Here is an 18,015-nt window from a genome sequence, read left to right on the forward strand (position 1 = left end):
CCAGAAGGTGATCTGGAATTAGTTTTTCGACTTGATTTTGGTTTTTTTGCCCTTTTCCTTCTCCTTCATTTTATCGTCAGCCGGTGCGGGTTGCATATTAAGGTCCACAGCAGCGGGTTGTACCGTTGTCGTGGTCGACTCGACGATAGAGGTGGCTGCCGGAGCCGGGGCTTGGGTTGCGGCGGGTGCCGTAGCGTCGGGAGTAGCGGGAGTAACCGTAGACTTAGTCTGAGTGCTGATGCTGGTTTGAGCACTTGCGGAATAGCCACCAACGGTGAGCAATAGTGCGACGAGAACAAGTTGCTTTTTCAATGTACTAATGGTTAAGGTGAACAATAAGATGTATAAGCAAATAACAAGGCTTTTACCAGAACCTCAACGGAACTGGGCAGGAAGGGTTACGTTTTTAGAAATATTTTTTCCAAATGCGCCCTGTTTTTACAATATACTTCTGCTAATCAATGATTTATTTTATTGATGCAGATTGTTTGTTGCGCACGCAAACGTCCGGGCCGCCCGAGTGCGCTGACAGCCCGGCTCACCTGTCGCACCCGTTACTGGTTGAAGCTAGGTCATCGGCTGGGCCATTGCTTCGATTAGTTTCGCTCGCCAAACGAAAGGATTTACCCGCCATTCAGGGAAGTGCTCAGTTGGTTGAGTCACTTGTACAGCCGGTTATCCAGCAGCCCGTTCACATAGAATTGCACGCAGGCGCGCAGCTCATTGCCGTATTTCTGCACCAGCGCCGGGTCTGGGTTGGCCACCGGCTGGCTTGGCATAAAATGCGTTTGGTAGGGGTAGAGCTGAACGGAGTTATCATTCCTTAGCTCCGCCACAAAATCCGAATGCACCAGGTAGTACGAGTCGCCTTCGCGGAAAAGGGCCCGCCCGGGCCGGGCCGGGTCGAACACCGAGGAGCCGAAGGGCAGCAAAAACCGTTGCTCCTGTTGCAGCCCAAGGACGTCGAGCACCGAAGCCGGCACATCTACTTGCTGAGTGATGCGGCCGGGGTTGGTGGCCGGCAAGCTTTGGCCCGGCCGAAAAAACAGCAGGGGCGTTTTGTGGTAACCCAGCGGGTTCTGGTAGCCGGGCTGGTCGGACTGCGAGGTGTGGTCGGCCGTGAGCACGAACAGCGTGTGCGCATACCACGGCTGCTGGCGGGCCGCCCGGAAGAAGCGTTGCAGGGCCAGATCGGTGTAGGCAATGGTAGGGTGAATGGGCTGCGTACCAGCCGGTAACTTCCCCCGGTAGCCGGCCGGCACCGTGAAGGGCTCGTGCGCGCTGAGCGTGAACAGCGTCGCGAAAAACGGCTGCTTGGTCGCGCTGAGCTGCCGGTTGAAGTACTGCAGATACGGCTCATCGAAAATGCCCCAGTGGCCGTCGTAATCGGGGCTGTTGCTGCTGCCGGGGTACTCGTTCAGGCCGTAGTAGTGCTGCACCCCCGCCATGCCAGCAAACATGTCGAAGCCCATCGTGCCATTAATCCCCCCGTGGTACATGGCCGTGGCGTAGCCGTGGCGACCCAGTATTTCGCCCAGGCCGTGTAGCTCGGCCGTCTGGAAGCTGGAGGTGATGAACGACTGATCCATTAGCGAGGGCAAGCCCGCCAGCACGGCCGGCAGCGCCTCGATGGAGCGGCGGCCGTTGGCGTAGTTATCCCGCATCAGCCGCGCACCAGGAGCGGCGGCCAGCGAATCGAAGAAGGGCGTGTAGCCGCCCCGGCCGCCGTTTTCCCCGCCGGTGTATTCCGAGCCGAAGCTTTCGAGCAGCAGCAGCACCACGTTGTCGGGCCCGGCCCCGGTAGCGCGGGCGGGCAGGGACCCGGCACCCAGAAAAGGGCGCAGCGCCGCATCGGTGGCAAAATAGTTTTTGCGCTCCATCGGGACTTCCTCTATCGATTTGAGGACGGTGAAGGTGCTATTCAGGGCCAGGTGCCCCAGCACGGCCGGCTGCTGCTCGAAGGCCGCGCCGGTGCGTAAAGGCTTTAGCTGCAGGCCACCCCGCAAGCCCAGCACCACCAGTCCGGCTACCAGCACAAGTTCCACCAACCGCTGCGCCCAGCGGGGCCGGTTAGCCGGGGCGGCTTCGGCCGCCCGAGGCATGGGGCACAGCCGCCAGAGCAGGTATACCAGCGCGGCCAGCGGCACCGCCAGGTACCAGTAGTGGGCCCCGATCTGGCCGGCTTGGCGCTGCAAGTCGTCGCCAATCGTGTGCCACTCGTTGCTGAGCCGGCGACCAATAAATTTGAAGTACTCCCAGTCGATAACATTGAGCAGAAAACCGGGAATGTTGAGCAGCACAAACAGCCCGCGTAGCCACTGCTGCCCGCGCCGCGCCGAAGCGGGCAACAACAGCGAGAGCAGCACCAGCGGCAGGTTCAGCCACAGCAGGGCCGAAATGTCGAACCGCCACCCGTGGACGAAGGCCAGCAGCACCGCCCCCAGCTCAATACCCCGAAAAGTGCTGAAATTGAACAGGTAAAACCCCAGGCGTAGCAGCGTGTAGACGCCCAGCAGCAAAGCAAAACGGCGCCCCAGCAGGCGAATGGCAGGCGAAGGAAACATGGAGATAGATTGAGAATGAAAGCTTGTCGTTGCCAGCGACGCCCGGTAATTCCTGGGCTGGCCGTGAGCAGCCCGGTAGGATAATTTTTTAGCTAACCGCGGGCAGTTTGCCGGAGTAGCAAAAAGCGCTGGGGTCCTGGCAGACATCGGGGCTCCACACCGCTCAGCCGGTTGTAGCCCCCAAGCTATCCGCCATTATTAGACCAATAATGTAAAGCAAGAGAGGATTAAAGGAGCGGGCCAATACGTCGAAGCTCCGGTGACTATCACCAATTGGGTAAGCACAATCGACAGGTATTACCCAACCGAACGGGTGACAGTGGAATTCTTATCGGACGTAATCGGGTGTTGTGCACCAGCTTCATGGAAGTTGAGGTTTAATCGCAAGCCATACCAAAATGGTCTACCAGATGTTGCCAGACAGTATCGCGGCCACCTTGGTCCGGCTTATAAATAATCCGGTACGGGAAAGTAATCCCACCATGATCGGCTATGTTTTTAACCCAAGCCTTTGGTGAATCCCGATAGCCAAAATAATAGTCGCCCGCATTGCCAACGATTGTTACCTGGCCGTTATCAAGATGGGCATAGTCCTGCTCGCTACGATAATGCCTATTGATAGATGCATTGAGTTTGTCGTACCTGCCCTCCTGCATGGTAAAGGGCCCCTGCTGTAATGCAATACGGCTGCTTGCTGCAAAAAGGGGGATCCCGCAGATCGCCAGTGGCTTCACATTCAACAATAACACAATCATAGGTGGGTTGCATTCATCAATATGACAAGCAACATCCTTGACACTAGCCATTGCGGCACCAGTTGTGCCAATGACGTAAAAAGATTTACCAATCATGTCGCCATACTTCTGCGTTAAAAATGGCGTGCTATACAGGCTTGTAATACCATTGGTATCTGCTACGGTATATTTATTGGAGAAGGCTTTTCCCCCGCTGAAGAATGAATCTGTTACAGCGTTATAATCTGATGCTTCATCACCCAGTTCGTCGATAACAATAGCGGCTGTTTGCGGACTAAACTGATATACCGGATACAACCTCCCAAATCGCGTGCTTGCTTCGAGCGGTAATATGATTAGTGAATCTCGTCGGGCGGGTCGTTCTATAGTAGCCGTAACAAGGGGAGGGTTCCCTGGGGCAAGGTTTGCCGGCCCTTTCGTGGCTGAATCTCGTTGGGTAGGCTGGCCTCTATTATTCGTAACGGTTTTATGATGAGGTGCTTCTACGTTTCCTGGTCCTTTCGTGGCAGCCTGCTCGCATGCGCCTAACAGCAAGGCTGCCGCAATCAGCAGGCCCAAGGAATGGCTGACACGAGAAAAGAAGTAGCTTGACCGAGCGATGGTATATGTTGTTAGAGACTTTCCGTTAACACGCTTGAAAAGCAAATTAATATAAATAAAATGGGCCAGCCTATCAGATAGCTTAGCTGCAACCACCGCCAGCTTCGGCCCCGCCCTCTTACCAGAATGACAAGGCACAGGATATAGCCTATGGGAAGCACTAATGGTACAGGGGCAAATATCCAGAAAACGACGGCCCAAAATGGCGCATTCACGGTCTCATCATAGCGGCTATCATACCATCGGGTCATTAATCCCGGCTTCAACTGATGGCTGTTTAGGTAGTCTTCGAAGTCCGCCTTAGCTCCGAATCTCTGCACGCTTCCGTTTCGTTCGTTTACTACGAAAAACAGGCTGTCTCCTAAGGTGCTGATGGTGTGTCCCTTGTAGAAGTAGAACCGCGTAAAGCAGACATTAAATTCGTATAGGCATACCATGTAAGAGGATGTCCCATCATAATCCAGGGTATGGCCATAAGGAGTGGGCTCTCTAAAAGCAGAGAGCCCACCCGCCCGTGAAGGCTTGCTACTAATGATGAACCAAGCTAGCAGGCAACCCAGCAGAAAAGGGAAACGGCTGCACATGAAATTATGCTCCCTACCTTTTTCTAAGGTTTCCTTGCTCCGCTTACACGGCCGCCGGTTCCAGCACGGTTTCTACGTTGGCCAGGGGCAGGCCCCAGGCGTCGGCTACGCCTTTGTACACTACTTCGCCATGCACCACGTTCAGGCCCAGCCGCAGGGCCTCGTCGCGGCGGCAGGCTTCCTGCCACCCCTGGTTGGCGAGTTTCACGGCGTAGGGCAGGGTCGCATTGGTCAGCGCCAGCGTGCTGGTGTAGGGTACCGCGCCCGGCATGTTGGCCACGCAGTAGTGCACCACGTCGTCGATGATAAAGGTCGGGTTTTCGTGGGTGGTGGGGTGGCAGGTTTCGATGCAGCCGCCCTGGTCCACGGCCACGTCGACTACTACGGTGCCGGGGCGCATGGTTTTCAGCATGTCGCGGGTGATGAGGTGCGGGGCCTTGGCGCCGGGAATAAGCACCGCGCCCACGATGAGGTCCGCGGTTTTGATGGCTTCCCGGATGTTGTACTCGTTCGAGTATTGCGTCACTACGTTCTTCGGCATGAAGTCGTCGAGCTCGCGCAGGCGGTTCAGGTTGATGTCCATGACGGTCACTTGCGCGCCGAGGCCGGCGGCCACTTTCGCGGCTTGGGTGCCCACGATGCCGGCTCCCAGCACCAGGACGTGCGCGGGCTTCACGCCGGGCACGCCGCCCAGCAGAATGCCCCGGCCCTTCAGCGGTTTCTCCAGGTACTTGGCGCCCTCCTGGGGGGCCATGCGGCCGGCCACTTCGCTCATCGGGATGAGCAGGGGCAGGGCCCGGTTGCTCAGCTCCACGGTCTCGTAGGCCAGGCAAATGGCCTTGCGCGCTATCATGGCGTGGGTGAGCTCCTCGCCGCTGGCAAAGTGGAAGTAGGTGAAGAGCAGCTGTTTTTCTTTGATGAGCGGGTACTCTTCCGCAATCGGCTCTTTTACTTTGATAATCATCTCGGCCTGCTCGTACACATCGGCGATGGTGGGGAGCAGGGTAGCACCGGCAGTCTGGTACTCCTCGTCGGTAAAGCCGCTGCCTTCGCCGGCAGTGCTTTGCACCAGCAGGGTGTGCCCGTGCTTGCGCAGTTCAGCTACGCCGGCGGGCGTCAGACCCACGCGGTTTTCGTTGTTTTTAATTTCCTTAGGAACGCCGATTATCATGGAGCGGAGGGGTGGGAGTGGAGGTTAATTCAGCAAGGCTAAAAGTCGAGCCGCAAAGATAGGGCACTAGGGCGCAGCCTTTGCTGCGTCTGGCCCGCCAATACGCAAGCAAAATAACCAAAACGGTTGCCCGCCCCGGCGTAGTACCACGCCCTACTCCGCCAGTAGCCCGGCCAGGTCCAGGGCGCGGGTGTACATCTGCACCTGGCCATCGGGCGCCGTGGGCCACTGCTCCCGGGGCCGGTCCCAGTACGACTCCACGCCGTTGCCGTCGGGGTCGTCCAGGTAGAGGGCTTCCGACACGCCGTGGTCGGCCGAGCCGGTGAGGGGGTAGTTGGCGGCCACCAGCTGCCGAAGCGCCCCGGCCAATTCGGCCCGGGTAGCGTAGAGAATGGCGGTGTGGTACAGGCCCGCCCCGTGTCGTCGGGCGGGCGGCCCGCCCAAGCTGTGCCAGGTGTTGAGCCCGAGGTGATGATGGTAGCCGCCGGCCGAAATAAACGCTACCTGATTGCCGTATCGCTGCATGACTTTAAAGCCCAGGATGTCGCGGTAGAAGCCCAGGGCTTTGTCAAGGTCCGTAACCTGCAAATGGACGTGGCCAATGCGGGTCTGAGCCGGGACCTCGTAAGCGGCTTCAGCAGCCGGAGCTGCGGGGGGCGGGAGAGTTTCCATTCGTTAAAGAAGGTAGTTGAAAATCATACCCTCAAAATTTAACCAAAGAAAAAGGCCCTGCCAAACCGGCGGAGCCTTCATCATCAACCTGTACGGATGCGTGAACTTTTCAGGTCCGTTAATGGCTACGACCCTTACTTGAATGGAACCGCTGTCCCGCTTTCCTTCACCATGCTGTTGCCGCTGAGGTCGCGCGCAATCGTGGCTCGGAGCGTGATTTTGGCGTCGCCACTCAGGTCGTTGGAGGTGATGGTCACTACATTGCTCACTTCTCCGAGCTGGCGCTGGCTGTACAGCAGCTCAACCACCTGGCTTTGGCCGGGGGCAATGGGATTGGGAGGGGTCCGGTAGCTTACGCAGTAGCAGGCAGAGGTGAGGGCCCCGAGCACCAGCGGCGTTTTGCCCGTGTTTTTCACCGTGAAGCGGGCAATGGGCTGCTGGCCAACCTCCATTTTGCCAAAATCGTGGCTGCTCCGGTCGAGCACCAGGTGCGGCGACTGCGCCAGCTGGGCCGGGGTCAGGTTGGCCTTCACTTCTTCCTTGGTGAGCACCGTGCCTTTGATGCTGAGCGCCTTGCTGGGCTCGGTGGCGTTGCTGGTCACGGTCACCGTTTTGTTGAAGACGCCGGGCCGGCCGGCGCTGTTGTACACGGCCTGCACCATGCCCGACTTACCAGGCAACACCGGAGTCTTAGTCCAGTCGGGAGTGGTGCAGCCGCAGCTGGCCTGCACGTTGGCAATAACTATCGGCTGATTGCCAGTGTTCTTGAATTTGAACACGTAAGTTGCCATCGTCCCTTCGGGCACCTTGCCGAAGTCGTGGTTGTCGGTTTCAAATTGCAGCACGCCCTGGGCGCGAGCCGTACAAGCAAAGGCCAGCAGGCCAAGAGTCAGGAGTTTTTTCATAATCTTAACAGCTGAGCTACCAGCCGGGTACGGGCAACGGCTACCCGGCGGCGTTACAAGGATAAAAAGGAGAGCGGCGCGCAGTCCGATTAGGCCCAAACAACCAGCCCTTCATCACCCAAATATACGCCTAAACCCGCTGGCCCCACCGACCCGGCCTCGATTCCCTATTTTTGCGCCACGGCTCCGGCCGCCCGCTCCTTACCAGCTAATTCCCACCCTCCGTTTAATTACGTTATGCCCACTGCCGAAACCGCTTTGCCTGCGCTATCCGCACCTCTTTCTAAGGCCGATTTCCTGCACGATTACCGTTTGGCGTGGGAAAGCCGCCACGCTTCCCTGGCCGGCCGGAAGGAGGTGTTCATGGGTAAAGCCAAATTTGGCATTTTTGGCGACGGCAAGGAGGTGCCCCAACTGGCCATGGCGCGCGCTTTCCAGAACGGCGACTTCCGGGCCGGCTACTACCGCGACCAAACCTTTATGGTGGCCATTGGCCAACTCACCTGGGAGCAATACTTCGCCCAGCTGTACGCCAACCCCGACGTGCAAGCCGAGCCCGCCACGGCGGGCCGGGCCATGAACGGCCACTTCGCCACCCGCATGCTCGACGAAGACGGCCTGCTCACCGACCTTACCCAAACCCGGAATTCTTCGGCCGACGTGTCGCCCACGGGCGCGCAAATGCCGCGCCTGCTGGGCCTGGCTTACGCTTCCAAGCTGTTTCGGCTAAACCCCGAGCTGCATTCCTTCACCAACCTGTCGAACAACGGCAATGAGGTAGCCTTCGGCACCATTGGCAACGCCAGCACGTCGGAGGGCATGTTTTTCGAGGCCCTGAACGCGGCCGGGGTGCTGCAAGTGCCCATGCTGGTGAGCGTGTGGGACGACCACTACGGCATCTCGGTGCCCGCCGAGTACCAGACCACCAAGCAGAGCATTTCGGAGTTGATGGCCGGCTTGCAGCGCGACGGCGAAGGCCAGCCGGGCTTCGAGATTTTTGTGGTGCGCGGCTGGGACTACCCCACTCTGGTGGATACGTACCAGCGCGCCGCCGCCCTGTGCCGCGAGCAGCACGTACCGGCCCTCATCCACGTCACCGAGCTCACCCAGCCCCAGGGACATAGCACCAGCGGCTCGCACGAGCGCTACAAGAGCAAAGATCGTCTGAGCTGGGAAGAAGCCCACGACTGCCTGCATAAGCTGCGCGAGTGGCTGCTGGCGGAGGGCCACGCGACCGAAACCGAGCTGAATGACATCGAAAAAACCGCCGCGGCTACCATCAAAACGGCCCGCGTCGCGGCCTGGGCCGCCTTCTTCGATCCCATCAAAGCCGAGCGTGACGAGGCCGTGGCCCTGCTCGACAAGCTGGTGGCCGACACGGGCACCGAAAACCAGTTGCACGAGCTGGTTGAGCAGCTCAAGGCGAACCCAGCCCCCATCCGTGCCGACATCGTACGCACCCTCCGTCGGGTGCTGCGCCAGGTCCGGAACGAGAAGCGCAGCGCTGCTCGGCGGGCCGCGCAACGTCATCTGGAGCAGCTGCTGGCCGAAAACGCTGACCGCTACAACTCAAATCTATTCAGCCAGAGCGAGCTCGCCGTCGGCAATATCGAAGAAGTACCCGCCACCTTTGCCGCGGCCGCGCCCCTCGTGGATGCGCGCGAGGTGCTGCAAGCCTGCTTCACCGCCAACTTCGAGCGCGACCCCAGCATCTTCGCCATTGGCGAGGACGTCGGCAAGATTGGCGACGTGAACCAGGCATTTGCCGGCTTGCAGGAGAAATTTGGCGAGCTACGCATTACTGATACGGGCATTCGCGAGTGTACCATCGTGGGGCAGGGCATTGGCGCAGCGTTGCGCGGGCTGCGGCCCATCACCGAAATTCAGTACCTGGATTACCTGCTTTACGCCGTGCAGATTCTGAGCGACGACCTGGCTTCGCTGCAGTATCGTACCAAGGGCGGGCAGAAAGCCCCCCTCATTGTGCGTACCCGCGGGCACCGGCTCGAAGGCATCTGGCACTCGGGCTCGCCAATGGGCATGATTCTGGGTAGCCTCCGCGGCATGCACGTGTGCGTGCCCCGCAACATGACTCAGGCTGCCGGGTTCTACAACACGCTGCTGCGTAGCGACGAGCCCGCTTTGGTGATTGAGTGCCTGAACGGCTACCGGCTGAAAGAGCGGATTCCGAGCAACGTAGGCGAATTCACCCTGCCCCTGGGCCGCCCGGAAGTGTTGCAATCCGGTACCGACGTAACCGTGGTTACCTACGGCTCGATGTGCCGGATTGTGCTGGAGGCGGCCCGGCAACTGGCCGAAGTAGGCATTTCCGTCGAAGTAATCGACGTGCAAACTCTACTGCCCTTCGACGTGCAGCACCTGATTGCCGACAGCCTGCGGAAAACCAACCGCGTGGTATTCGCCGACGAAGACGTACCCGGCGGGGCCACGGCCTTCATGCTGCAGCACGTGCTGGACGAGCAGGAAGCCTACCGCTTTCTGGACGCGCAGCCCCGCTGCCTGGCCGCGCAGCCCCACCGCCCGGCCTACAGCTCCGACGGCGACTACTTCAGCAAGCCCAACGCGGAAGACGTGTTCGACATCGTGTACGAGCTGATGAGCGAAGCCGAGCCCGAGCGGTTTGCGGAAATATATGGGTAGCCCCTGCGCATGTGGCCAGGTAGTAAAAAGATGGTCCCGCTGAGCGAAGCCGCCGCGGGACCATCTTTTCAGGGTTGGCAGCCCCTAAAGCGTTACTTCGGAAGTCGTGATGGTGTTACTTTGGTGCAGAGCCCGATCCATAATGCTGATTTCGAAGCGAAATACCTGGCCGGATCGAAGAAAAGTCCGGTCGATGGAAAGGGGGAGCTCGTAGCGTAACTCCCCCTTGAGCGGGGCCGGCTTGGCGTCGGCGCCATCGAGGCGTGGATACCGGCTGTCGTATTCGCCCGGCGAATCGATAACGAAGCGCACAAATTGCCCGGTAACCGGGTCTTTCAGAAATGGCTGAATAAAGTAGTTCAGGCCATACCCGCGGTTGTTAGGACCACCAGTGCGGGCATTCCAGGGCGCTACTTCAATATCATCGGGGGATAAGCCTAAGTCACCGTCGCCGTCGCGAAAATTGAGAACAAACTTAAGCGTCGTAACTGCCAGATTTCCACCGCTAGCCGGGACGCGCGTCACCTGAACTTCTTTGAAGTCGATTTGCGGCTCGATAGGGTAGTCGGGGGCGTTGAGGCAACTGCTAACGCTGGCGCCAGCTAAACAAACAAGGGCAGCCCCGCTCAGGGTACGAAACAAGCTCATAAATGCAAGAAGTGAGAATCCGGAAGTGAATATTCAGGAGCACAACGGCCGAACTGGCCCTAAAGTACATTTTTCTGAACGAATGGCCGGGCTAGTTGGTTCGGCCCGCCGTACTAACCCGGCTACCCGCCCATGAGTTTCCGCACTACGTTTCTGCGCCAGCTGCCCGAAGTAACCACCGCGACCTTCGAGGCGGCCGCGCTCGCCCTGTTTCGGCACCAAGCGGTGCATTGCCCGCCCTACGCCGAGTACCTGGCTCGGTTAGGCCGCTCCACCGCCGTAACCCGGCTGGCGGACATTCCCTTTTTACCCATCGAGCTGTTCAAGACCCAGGAGGTGCGGACTGCTCCGGCCGAATGGGAGCCCCGCGAAGTATTCCTGAGCAGCGGCACGACCCTGCAGCAGCGCAGCCGCCACCTCGTGCGCGACCCGGCCCTGTACCGTGCGAATGCCGCCCGCATTTTCGAGCAATCCTACGGGCCGCTCACCGGCTGGACGTTTCTGGCCCTGCTGCCCTCGTACCTCGAGCAGGGGCAGTCGTCGCTGGTGGCCATGGTCGACTACTTTGCCCGGCAATCGGGCCAGGCTCAGCCCGCGTTTTTCCTGCACGACCACGCGGCCCTGCGGGCGGCCTTGGCGCAGGCCCGGCAAGTGGCGGGCCGGCGCGTGATGCTCATCGGCGTGACCTACGCCCTGCTGGACTTCGCCGCCGAGATGGGCCCCGCCCCGGAGCTGCAGGGGCTCACCGTGCTCGAGACCGGCGGCATGAAAGGGCGCCGGCGCGAAATGATTCGGGAAGAGCTGCACCAGGAGCTACGGCTGGCCTTCGGCCCGGCGGGCATTCATTCGGAGTACGGGATGACCGAGCTGCTCAGCCAGGCCTATTCTTTGGGCGATGGCCGCTTTCACTGCCCCGCTCCGCTGCGGGTGCTGCTTCGCGAGCCTTCCGACCCGTTTTCCGTGGCCGAATACCGACCCGACGGCGCCATCAATGTCATCGACTTGGCTAACGTGGACTCCTGTGCGTTTATCGAAACCAAGGACCTGGCACGCATGCACCCCGATGGCTCCTTTGAAATACTGGGCCGGCTGGATAACTCGGACGTGCGCGGGTGCAATCAACTGGTAAGCTGAGCGGGGCGTCTGCCCACGCAGGGACAGGGTGATTTGCCGCTCCTCGCGTATCGGTCAGTCATAGCAAGCAGTCCGCGCACCAAGGGGTCTGGCAGCAGCGATAGCAAACCGATACGCCTCGCAAAAACAACTGCTTACTTCCCGGCAAATGCCTGCGCATCGCCGACCGAGATAGTTTCGTCGCTCATGATGACCAAGCGTTCCACCACGTTGCGCAGCTCGCGAATATTGCCCCGCCAATCCAGCCCCTTCAGATACTCCAGCGCGGCGGCGTCGATCTTTTTGGGCTTGTTGCCGTAGTCGGCGGCAATGTCGTTGAGGAACTTCTGAATCAGGTCGGGGATGTCTTCGCGGCGGTCGTTCAGGGGCGGGACCTGGATTAAAATCACCGAGAGGCGGTGGTAAAGGTCCTCGCGGAAATTGCGGTCGGCAATTTCCTGCATCAGGTCCTTGTTGGTGGCGGCCAGCACGCGCACGTTCACCGAAATCTCTTTTTCACCGCCCACGCGGGTGATTTTATTTTCCTGCAAGGCCCGCAGCACCTTGGCCTGGGCCGACAGGCTCATGTCGCCGATTTCATCCAGGAAGAGCGTGCCGCCGTCGGCCTGCTCAAACTTACCGATTCGCTGCTTCACGGCCGAGGTAAACGACCCCTTTTCGTGGCCGAACAGCTCGCTTTCAATCAGCTCCGAGGGGATGGCGGCGCAGTTAACTTCCACCAGAGGGCCTTGGGCGCGTTGGCTTAGCTCGTGCAGCCGCCGGGCCACCATTTCCTTGCCGGCGCCGTTGGGGCCGGTAATGAGCACCCGGGCATCGGTAGGGGCTACTTTTTCGATGGCCTTGCGCACGGCATCCAGCGCCGGGGAGGAGCCCACCATTTCCGAGCCTTTAGCCACGGAGAGTTTCTTTTTCAGCGTTTTGGTTTCGGTCACCAGCTTGGTGCGGTCGAGGGCATTGCGCACCGTCACGAGCAGGCGGTTGAGGTCCGGAGGCTTGGAAAGGAAGTCGTAGGCGCCTTTTTTGGTGGCTTCCACGGCCGATTCGATGCTGCCGTGGGCCGACACCATGATGAAGGCCGCGTCGGTGCCCATGGCCTGGGCCCGGGTGAGCACTTCGAGGCCGTCCATCTTGGGCATTTTGATGTCGCAGAGCACCACGTCGTAGCGTTGCTGGATCAGCATGTCGAGGCCGGCGGGCCCATCTTCGGCCTGGTCGACGGTGTAGCTTTCAAACTCCAAAATCTCCTTCAGCGTGTTGCGGATGGCTTTTTCGTCGTCGATGATGAGAATACGGGGCATGCAAACGAATTGGATGGATGGAAAGGTCAAAGTAACGAAGGGGCCGACGGAATCGTGTGTCGAATGGCCGGCCGCCCCTGGTTTGCCCACGAATGGACAATAAAAAACGGCCGCCCGTTGCGCGGGCGGCCGTTTGAAACGAGGTGATGGGTCTGTAAGCCGGGTTTTGTCCGCGCCTGGGGGCGCGTCCCCACCATTTATCTAGGCCAGTCCTCGCGGAAAGGCTCCATCAACCTACCCGCTGGCGCCGGACGAGCCGCCCGGTGCCGGCCCGGCCCGCAGGCTGAGCCGGCGTACCAGCTTATTTGGTCTTTCAACCCCTGAGGTTTACCCAGCCGGGACGGTCACCCGCCCGCTGGTGCGCTCTTACCGCACCTTTTCACCCTTACCCGGCCTAGTGGTCAGCTTTTAAGTACCCATTGCCAGTTCGCCAGCCTGAGCTAACAACTGATAATGAGCAGCTGACGACTACCGCCGGGCGGTAATTTTCTGTGGCACTGGCTGTCCTGGGTTGCATTACGCGCGCCAGTCCTTCCCGTTAGGAAGCAGGGTGCTCTGCGTTGCCCGGACTTTCCTCGTCGCCATCCTTGCGTCTGGCGCCGCGGTGGGGCGACCCATCACTGGGGCAAAGGTACGCAGAAAAGGGTTGGAGACGTGATGGTGTAGCGTGCTCGAAGGCATGAATTGCGGCCCATTATAACGTTATAATCAAATGAGCTGAGATTTCCTCTTTACATCTTTATAAGTATTAAGAATTTTCTTTAAATCCATGCGAACATGTTGTAGAGACCTAGCAGTATTGGCTAAATAAGATGATTTAGAAGCTCTAAATTTCTGTAGATTGACAAATTCACTATTCATGTTAGTATAGAAAGGTAATAGCTTAATCGAACGTTCGTTCTTGTGTGATAACAGTATACGCAAAATTGGTAATACAAATTCATTGTGGATATTATCAATTGTGTCTTCTTGTTGTAAGGTTACGCTCTTTGCCTTGCGTGCTCTAATTATAGTCTGTATCTCATCCAGGAATGAATCTTGACCAGGTTTAATATTGTCTATTTCTGCTTTGAGTATCATATGGTTGATTTCGTTCATAGCTAATGATAGGCTTGAATTCCACTTTTCCCTAAAAGAAGAAACTATTTTAAGCGTTTCATCATCCGTTCGCGCAATTGTTTTTATTGCAGAATGATAGAAGTGAATACAGTTAATCAAATTATGAAATTTTTGGATATTATCAATGGGTTTTCCATTTCGATTTCTTACGAATATTTTATACAAGTCAGTCTTGCTGATGGCAAGTATTTCGTCTAAATTAAATGCTGGTACTTGTGGAATCATAAAGTTCTTTGCTTTGAATTGCTTTATGACTTTTGCGGTCTCTAATATTGCTTTGACTTGACGATTAGCGGCATTATTTACTAGCTGACAAACAGTGATGAAGTATTCTTCTAAATCATTAAGTCTTTTTCGCTCTCTGATTCTTTCTAACAGTCTATTAAATAAAATGCCTGCGAAGAATAGCAATACAGGTATGAGCGTCTTTATTAGGTCTAAGCCAGATAATGATTCATGGGAAATGGTTGTTTTATGAGTAATAGTAGTTAATAAAAATAAATAAGGCTTCATAAGGAAAAAATTGTATTAGGGGTGCTTTTGAGTTTACTTCCCCTCCCACACGTTATCCTTCGGGAAACTGTCCGGAACCAGCGTGCTGCCCAGCGTCACGCGCTTCACGGCCTGCTTGGTGCCAACGGGTACGGTAACGGAAGTAACTCCCGTTTCCCAGACGCCGATGGTGCGGTGGAGCTTCTGGGTCGTGTTATCGGCAAAGGTGACGGTTAGGTCAATGGGGACGGGCTTGCTGCCTTTGGCTTGCACCACGATGTCGTAGCCAGTTGGGGTTTTATCGACGTTGGCCAGGGCCAGATCCGGGTAGCCAGTATCGAAAAACCAGCGCTGCCAGAACCAGTTGAGGTTGCGGCCCGCGCCCGCGTTCATGCTGTTGAAAAAGTCGTAGGGCATGGGGTGCTTGCCGTTCCAGTTCCGGATGTAGGTGTGCAGCGCCTTGGTGAATAGCTCATCGCCCAGCAAATCCTTCACGTAGAGGTAGCCCAGGCCGGGTTTGGGATAGGAATTAAGAAAGAAGGGCAGGCCGTTTTCCTGGGTGCTGAGCGTGACGATGGGCGAATCGCTTTCGGTGGCCGCGGCGGCGGCGTAGGTCGCCACGCCGTAGTCATCGTCGAGCTTGGGGTCGATGATGGGCGAAATCAGCCACTCGCCGATGGTGGCCCAGCCCTCGTCCATCCACCCGTACTTGGTTTCGTTGATGCCCAGGTAAAAAGGAAACATCGTGTGGAAGATTTCGTGGTCGGTCAGCTCGATGGCATCGGCCCGGGTAGCGGTGGGGTTGTCGTTAACCATCATGGGGTACTCCATCTGGTCGAGGCCGTCGAACACCGTTTCGTGGGCGTAGGGGAAGGGCCACTTGGGAAAGGTATAGCTCATGGCCTCCACGGTCTTGCGCGCGAAGTCGATTACCTCGACATAGTCCTGGTGCTTGGGGTTGTACACGGCATCGACGCGGGTGCGGCGTTGGGTGGCGGGGTCCACCACGAGGCTGGTGGACTGCCACACGTAGTGGTCGGCAGTGGCGAACACAAAATCCGGAACGTTACGGGCCTCAAAGCGCCAGGTATTTTGTGCGTTAGGCGTAGTAACGTCGCGGCGCTTGGCATCTTCGGCGCTGATGATGGCGGTGACGGCATCCTGGCGCTCGGCCTCTTGTAGGCGCTGGGCATATTTGGGGGTTAGCACCTGACCGGCGTTTTTCAGGTCGCCGGTGGCCCACACCACGAAGTTCCGGGGCACGGTGATGGCCGCCCGGAAGTTGCAGAAGTCGTTGTAAAACTCCTGGTCGCCGGTGTAGGGGTGTTTGTTCCAGCCATCAATGTCGTCGTACACCGCGATGCGCGGAAAGAAGTACGCTACAAACGCTGCTCCGGGCTCTACCTCGCCCGTGCGTTGGTGCGAGCCTTTGTTGAGGGTGTACGCATACGTGGCGCGTACGGTGGCCGTCTGGCGCGGGCCGATGGCCCGACGCAGGGGCACGGTTAGGTTGGTTGCGTTAATATTGAGCTTATTGACGTTAAATACCGCCCCGTTGATGGTAAGCGACGTTATTTGTACGCCTTCGCCAATATCTTCCGGCGCGAAAGCTTTGGCACGCGGTGCTCCTTTTTGGTAAAGGTTAGGGTAGAGCTTAAACCACACCTGGCGCAGCGAATCAGGGCTGTTATTTTGGTAGCTGATGGCTACGGTGCCGGTCACGCGGCGGGTAGCAGGGTCGAAGGTGACCTGCAGGTCGTAGTCGGCCGTATTTTGCCAGTAGTTGGGGCCGGGCAAACCCGTTTCAGCCCGGGTTCCTTTGGCGTAGGTGGCCTGTAAGTTGCGCGGCACCAGCAGCGGCTGGGCCAGGGCCGCGTAGGTAAACAGAGAGGCGAGCAGGAGAGGAAAACGAAGGTGCATGAAATAAGTAAAACGTAAAAATAACGGTGTCCTGCCAGGCACCAAGCACCAACAACCAAGCACCACTCTTACTTCAGCCGCACCAGCGTGGCCCCGAAGCCGAATTTCTCCTTGCGCGCATCCTCAAAGAACTTGATGTCTTTGTTCCGGCTCAGCTGGCGGTGAATTTCCTTGCGGAGCACCCCATTGCCCATGCCGTGGATGAAGACGATTTCGTGCATGTTCGTGGCCAGGGCGCGGCTCATCGCATCCTCAAAGGCATCGAGTTGCAGGCGCAGGATGGCCGTGTTGGACAGCGCTTCCGGGTTGTTGGGGCGCAGGGCTTCCAGGTGCAGGTCGAACTCGTGGGGTGGGGCCACCACCGCCCCGCCCGGGGCCGGTGCCGTGGCGGCGGCCGGTTTGGCCGGTGCATCGCCGCTGAGCTGAGCTTTCAGCGCTGCGGCGTCCACGCCAGTGGGCTTAGCCGGGGCGGACGTCGGGGCCGGCGTTTCCTGGGCCAGCTGCTCGGGGGCAATGGCAGCGGCGGCTTTCTCATCTAACTGAAAGAGGTAGGCCTCTTTTTGAATAACCGGGGCCGGGCGCTTGCTGGAATAGAACGTGCTGGCCTTGAACCCCTGGCGCCTGGTCAGCAGCTCGTACGCAGCATCGCCGTTCGGGCGGGAGGGCAGGAGCTGAAAGATAACGGCGGGCCAGGTCTCAAAGTCCTTCATGTGCAGGAAGGCGAGGGGCTTGGTGCTGGATTTTGGTCCGAGCTTGTCGGCAGCCAGGGCGCGGTAGGGGCGGGCGCTGGTTTCCTCGCCGTACGTGTAGAGCACCTCCGCCTCGGTGTTGTTGATGAGCGTGACGCCCAGCAGTTCCGGCGACTGGTGCACCAGGGCCAGGAACAGCCCCTTGGCCGCGGCGGCCGGCTTACCGGCGGGAGTGGCCCCGCCAAGCTTGGCGACCCCCGCGCCGCTGGAGGCTACTGCCGCCAGCGCCTCCTGCAGGGAGGGCGGGGCTGGTTTGGCGGCTCCGCCCACCGGAGCCGGGCGCTTACTCTTGTCTTTTTTGCTGGCGTTGGCATTTTTGCCGGGCACCTGACCGGGGCCGTAGTCGGGGGCGGCCCGGTCGAAGTTCTTGCCCTCGTCCTGCGCCACTACCACCACTTCCCGCCGCAAAACGGGAATGGTGAAATCATTGTCGATGGCCACTTCTACCAGCTCGCTGTCGAGCAGGCGGGTGACGATGCCTTCTTCGGTGCCGGTAAGCAGGCGTACTCTATCTCCTACGTTCATAAATCACAGATTTGACGAATTCTGATGGGTGGGAAAAGATGGTTAGTAGTCCATCCATTATCTTTTTTTACGAAGCTTTTGGGCTCCGAATTGGCAAAAGTACGTTTCGTAGCCAGCGCGGTTGACTTCCCTGGGTTACTTAAGCCCCCAAGCACAAATTCTGTTTCGTTCGAAGCGGCTTCCGAATAACTTTCAGCACTACCAGTCGGTAGCGCATC

General features: G+C 58.4%; 13 protein-coding genes and 1 other RNA gene. 2 read left to right on the forward strand and 12 right to left on the reverse strand.

Features of this window, described 5'->3' with window-relative positions; translation table 11 throughout:
• Positions 1–18: 18 nt before the first annotated feature.
• The 6 genes from IC235_RS02085 to IC235_RS02110 all read right to left on the reverse strand — a co-directional run bounded on the left by IC235_RS02085 (position 19) and on the right by IC235_RS02110 (position 7,251).
• The gene (locus IC235_RS02085) at positions 19–312 is read right to left on the reverse strand and encodes a hypothetical protein (protein ID WP_191003510.1); all 294 of its coding nucleotides are present in this window, start codon (positions 310–312) and stop codon (positions 19–21) included.
• A 347-nt stretch (positions 313–659) separates the two neighbouring features.
• Positions 660–2,564 (reverse strand): LTA synthase family protein, encoded by a 1,905-nt coding sequence (locus IC235_RS02090; protein ID WP_191003511.1) that lies wholly within the window; start codon positions 2,562–2,564, stop codon positions 660–662.
• Between the two features lie 377 nt (positions 2,565–2,941).
• Entirely contained in the window at positions 2,942–4,057 is a 1,116-nt protein-coding gene (locus tag IC235_RS02095) for a hypothetical protein (RefSeq protein WP_191003512.1), read from the reverse strand.
• A gap of 489 nt (positions 4,058–4,546) precedes the next feature.
• Positions 4,547–5,674 carry an alanine dehydrogenase gene (ald, locus tag IC235_RS02100; protein WP_191003513.1) on the reverse strand — a complete coding sequence of 376 codons (1,128 nt, stop codon included), beginning with the start codon at positions 5,672–5,674 and terminating at the stop codon, positions 4,547–4,549.
• A gap of 153 nt (positions 5,675–5,827) precedes the next feature.
• Positions 5,828–6,346, reverse strand: a complete 519-nt coding sequence (locus IC235_RS02105; protein ID WP_191003514.1) for a VOC family protein — start codon at positions 6,344–6,346, stop codon at positions 5,828–5,830.
• A gap of 134 nt (positions 6,347–6,480) precedes the next feature.
• Entirely contained in the window at positions 6,481–7,251 is a 771-nt protein-coding gene (locus IC235_RS02110) for a DUF1573 domain-containing protein (protein ID WP_191003515.1), read from the reverse strand.
• Positions 7,252–7,488: 237 nt separating this feature from the next.
• Between IC235_RS02110 and IC235_RS02115 the strand changes: the two genes are divergently transcribed.
• Positions 7,489–9,912 carry an alpha-ketoacid dehydrogenase subunit alpha/beta gene (locus tag IC235_RS02115; RefSeq protein ID WP_191003516.1) on the forward strand — a complete coding sequence of 808 codons (2,424 nt, stop codon included), beginning with the start codon at positions 7,489–7,491 and terminating at the stop codon, positions 9,910–9,912.
• An 84-nt stretch (positions 9,913–9,996) separates the two neighbouring features.
• Here the strand turns inward: IC235_RS02115 and IC235_RS02120 are convergent, their stop codons facing one another.
• A complete protein-coding gene (locus IC235_RS02120; protein WP_191003517.1) occupies positions 9,997–10,560 on the reverse strand; it encodes a hypothetical protein in 564 nt (187 codons plus the stop codon).
• 132 nt (positions 10,561–10,692) lie between these two features.
• Between IC235_RS02120 and IC235_RS02125 the strand changes: the two genes are divergently transcribed.
• Complete coding sequence (locus tag IC235_RS02125; protein WP_191003518.1) at positions 10,693–11,694, forward strand: acyl-CoA synthetase family protein; 1,002 nt, start codon at positions 10,693–10,695, stop codon at positions 11,692–11,694.
• A gap of 134 nt (positions 11,695–11,828) precedes the next feature.
• Here IC235_RS02125 and IC235_RS02130 read toward each other — a convergent pair whose 3' ends face one another.
• The 5 genes from IC235_RS02130 to IC235_RS02150 form a co-directional block, all read right to left on the reverse strand.
• Positions 11,829–12,992 carry a sigma-54-dependent transcriptional regulator gene (locus IC235_RS02130; protein WP_191003519.1) on the reverse strand — a complete coding sequence of 388 codons (1,164 nt, stop codon included), beginning with the start codon at positions 12,990–12,992 and terminating at the stop codon, positions 11,829–11,831.
• A 139-nt stretch (positions 12,993–13,131) separates the two neighbouring features.
• An RNA gene (gene rnpB, locus IC235_RS02135) (RNase P RNA component class A) lies at positions 13,132–13,613 on the reverse strand.
• An 87-nt stretch (positions 13,614–13,700) separates the two neighbouring features.
• On the reverse strand, positions 13,701–14,624 hold the full coding sequence (locus IC235_RS02140; RefSeq protein ID WP_191003520.1) for a hypothetical protein: 924 nt from the start codon (positions 14,622–14,624) through the stop codon (positions 13,701–13,703).
• Positions 14,625–14,657: 33 nt separating this feature from the next.
• On the reverse strand, positions 14,658–16,523 hold the full coding sequence (locus tag IC235_RS02145) for a M1 family metallopeptidase (RefSeq protein WP_191003521.1): 1,866 nt from the start codon (positions 16,521–16,523) through the stop codon (positions 14,658–14,660).
• 68 nt (positions 16,524–16,591) lie between these two features.
• Positions 16,592–17,797, reverse strand: coding sequence for a Smr/MutS family protein (locus tag IC235_RS02150; RefSeq protein ID WP_191003522.1), 1,206 nt, complete (start codon positions 17,795–17,797; stop codon positions 16,592–16,594).
• Between the last annotated feature and the right edge of the window lie 218 nt (positions 17,798–18,015).

Source organism: Hymenobacter montanus, from assembly GCF_014699115.1.
Taxonomy (GTDB): Bacteria; Bacteroidota; Bacteroidia; order Cytophagales; family Hymenobacteraceae; genus Hymenobacter; species Hymenobacter montanus.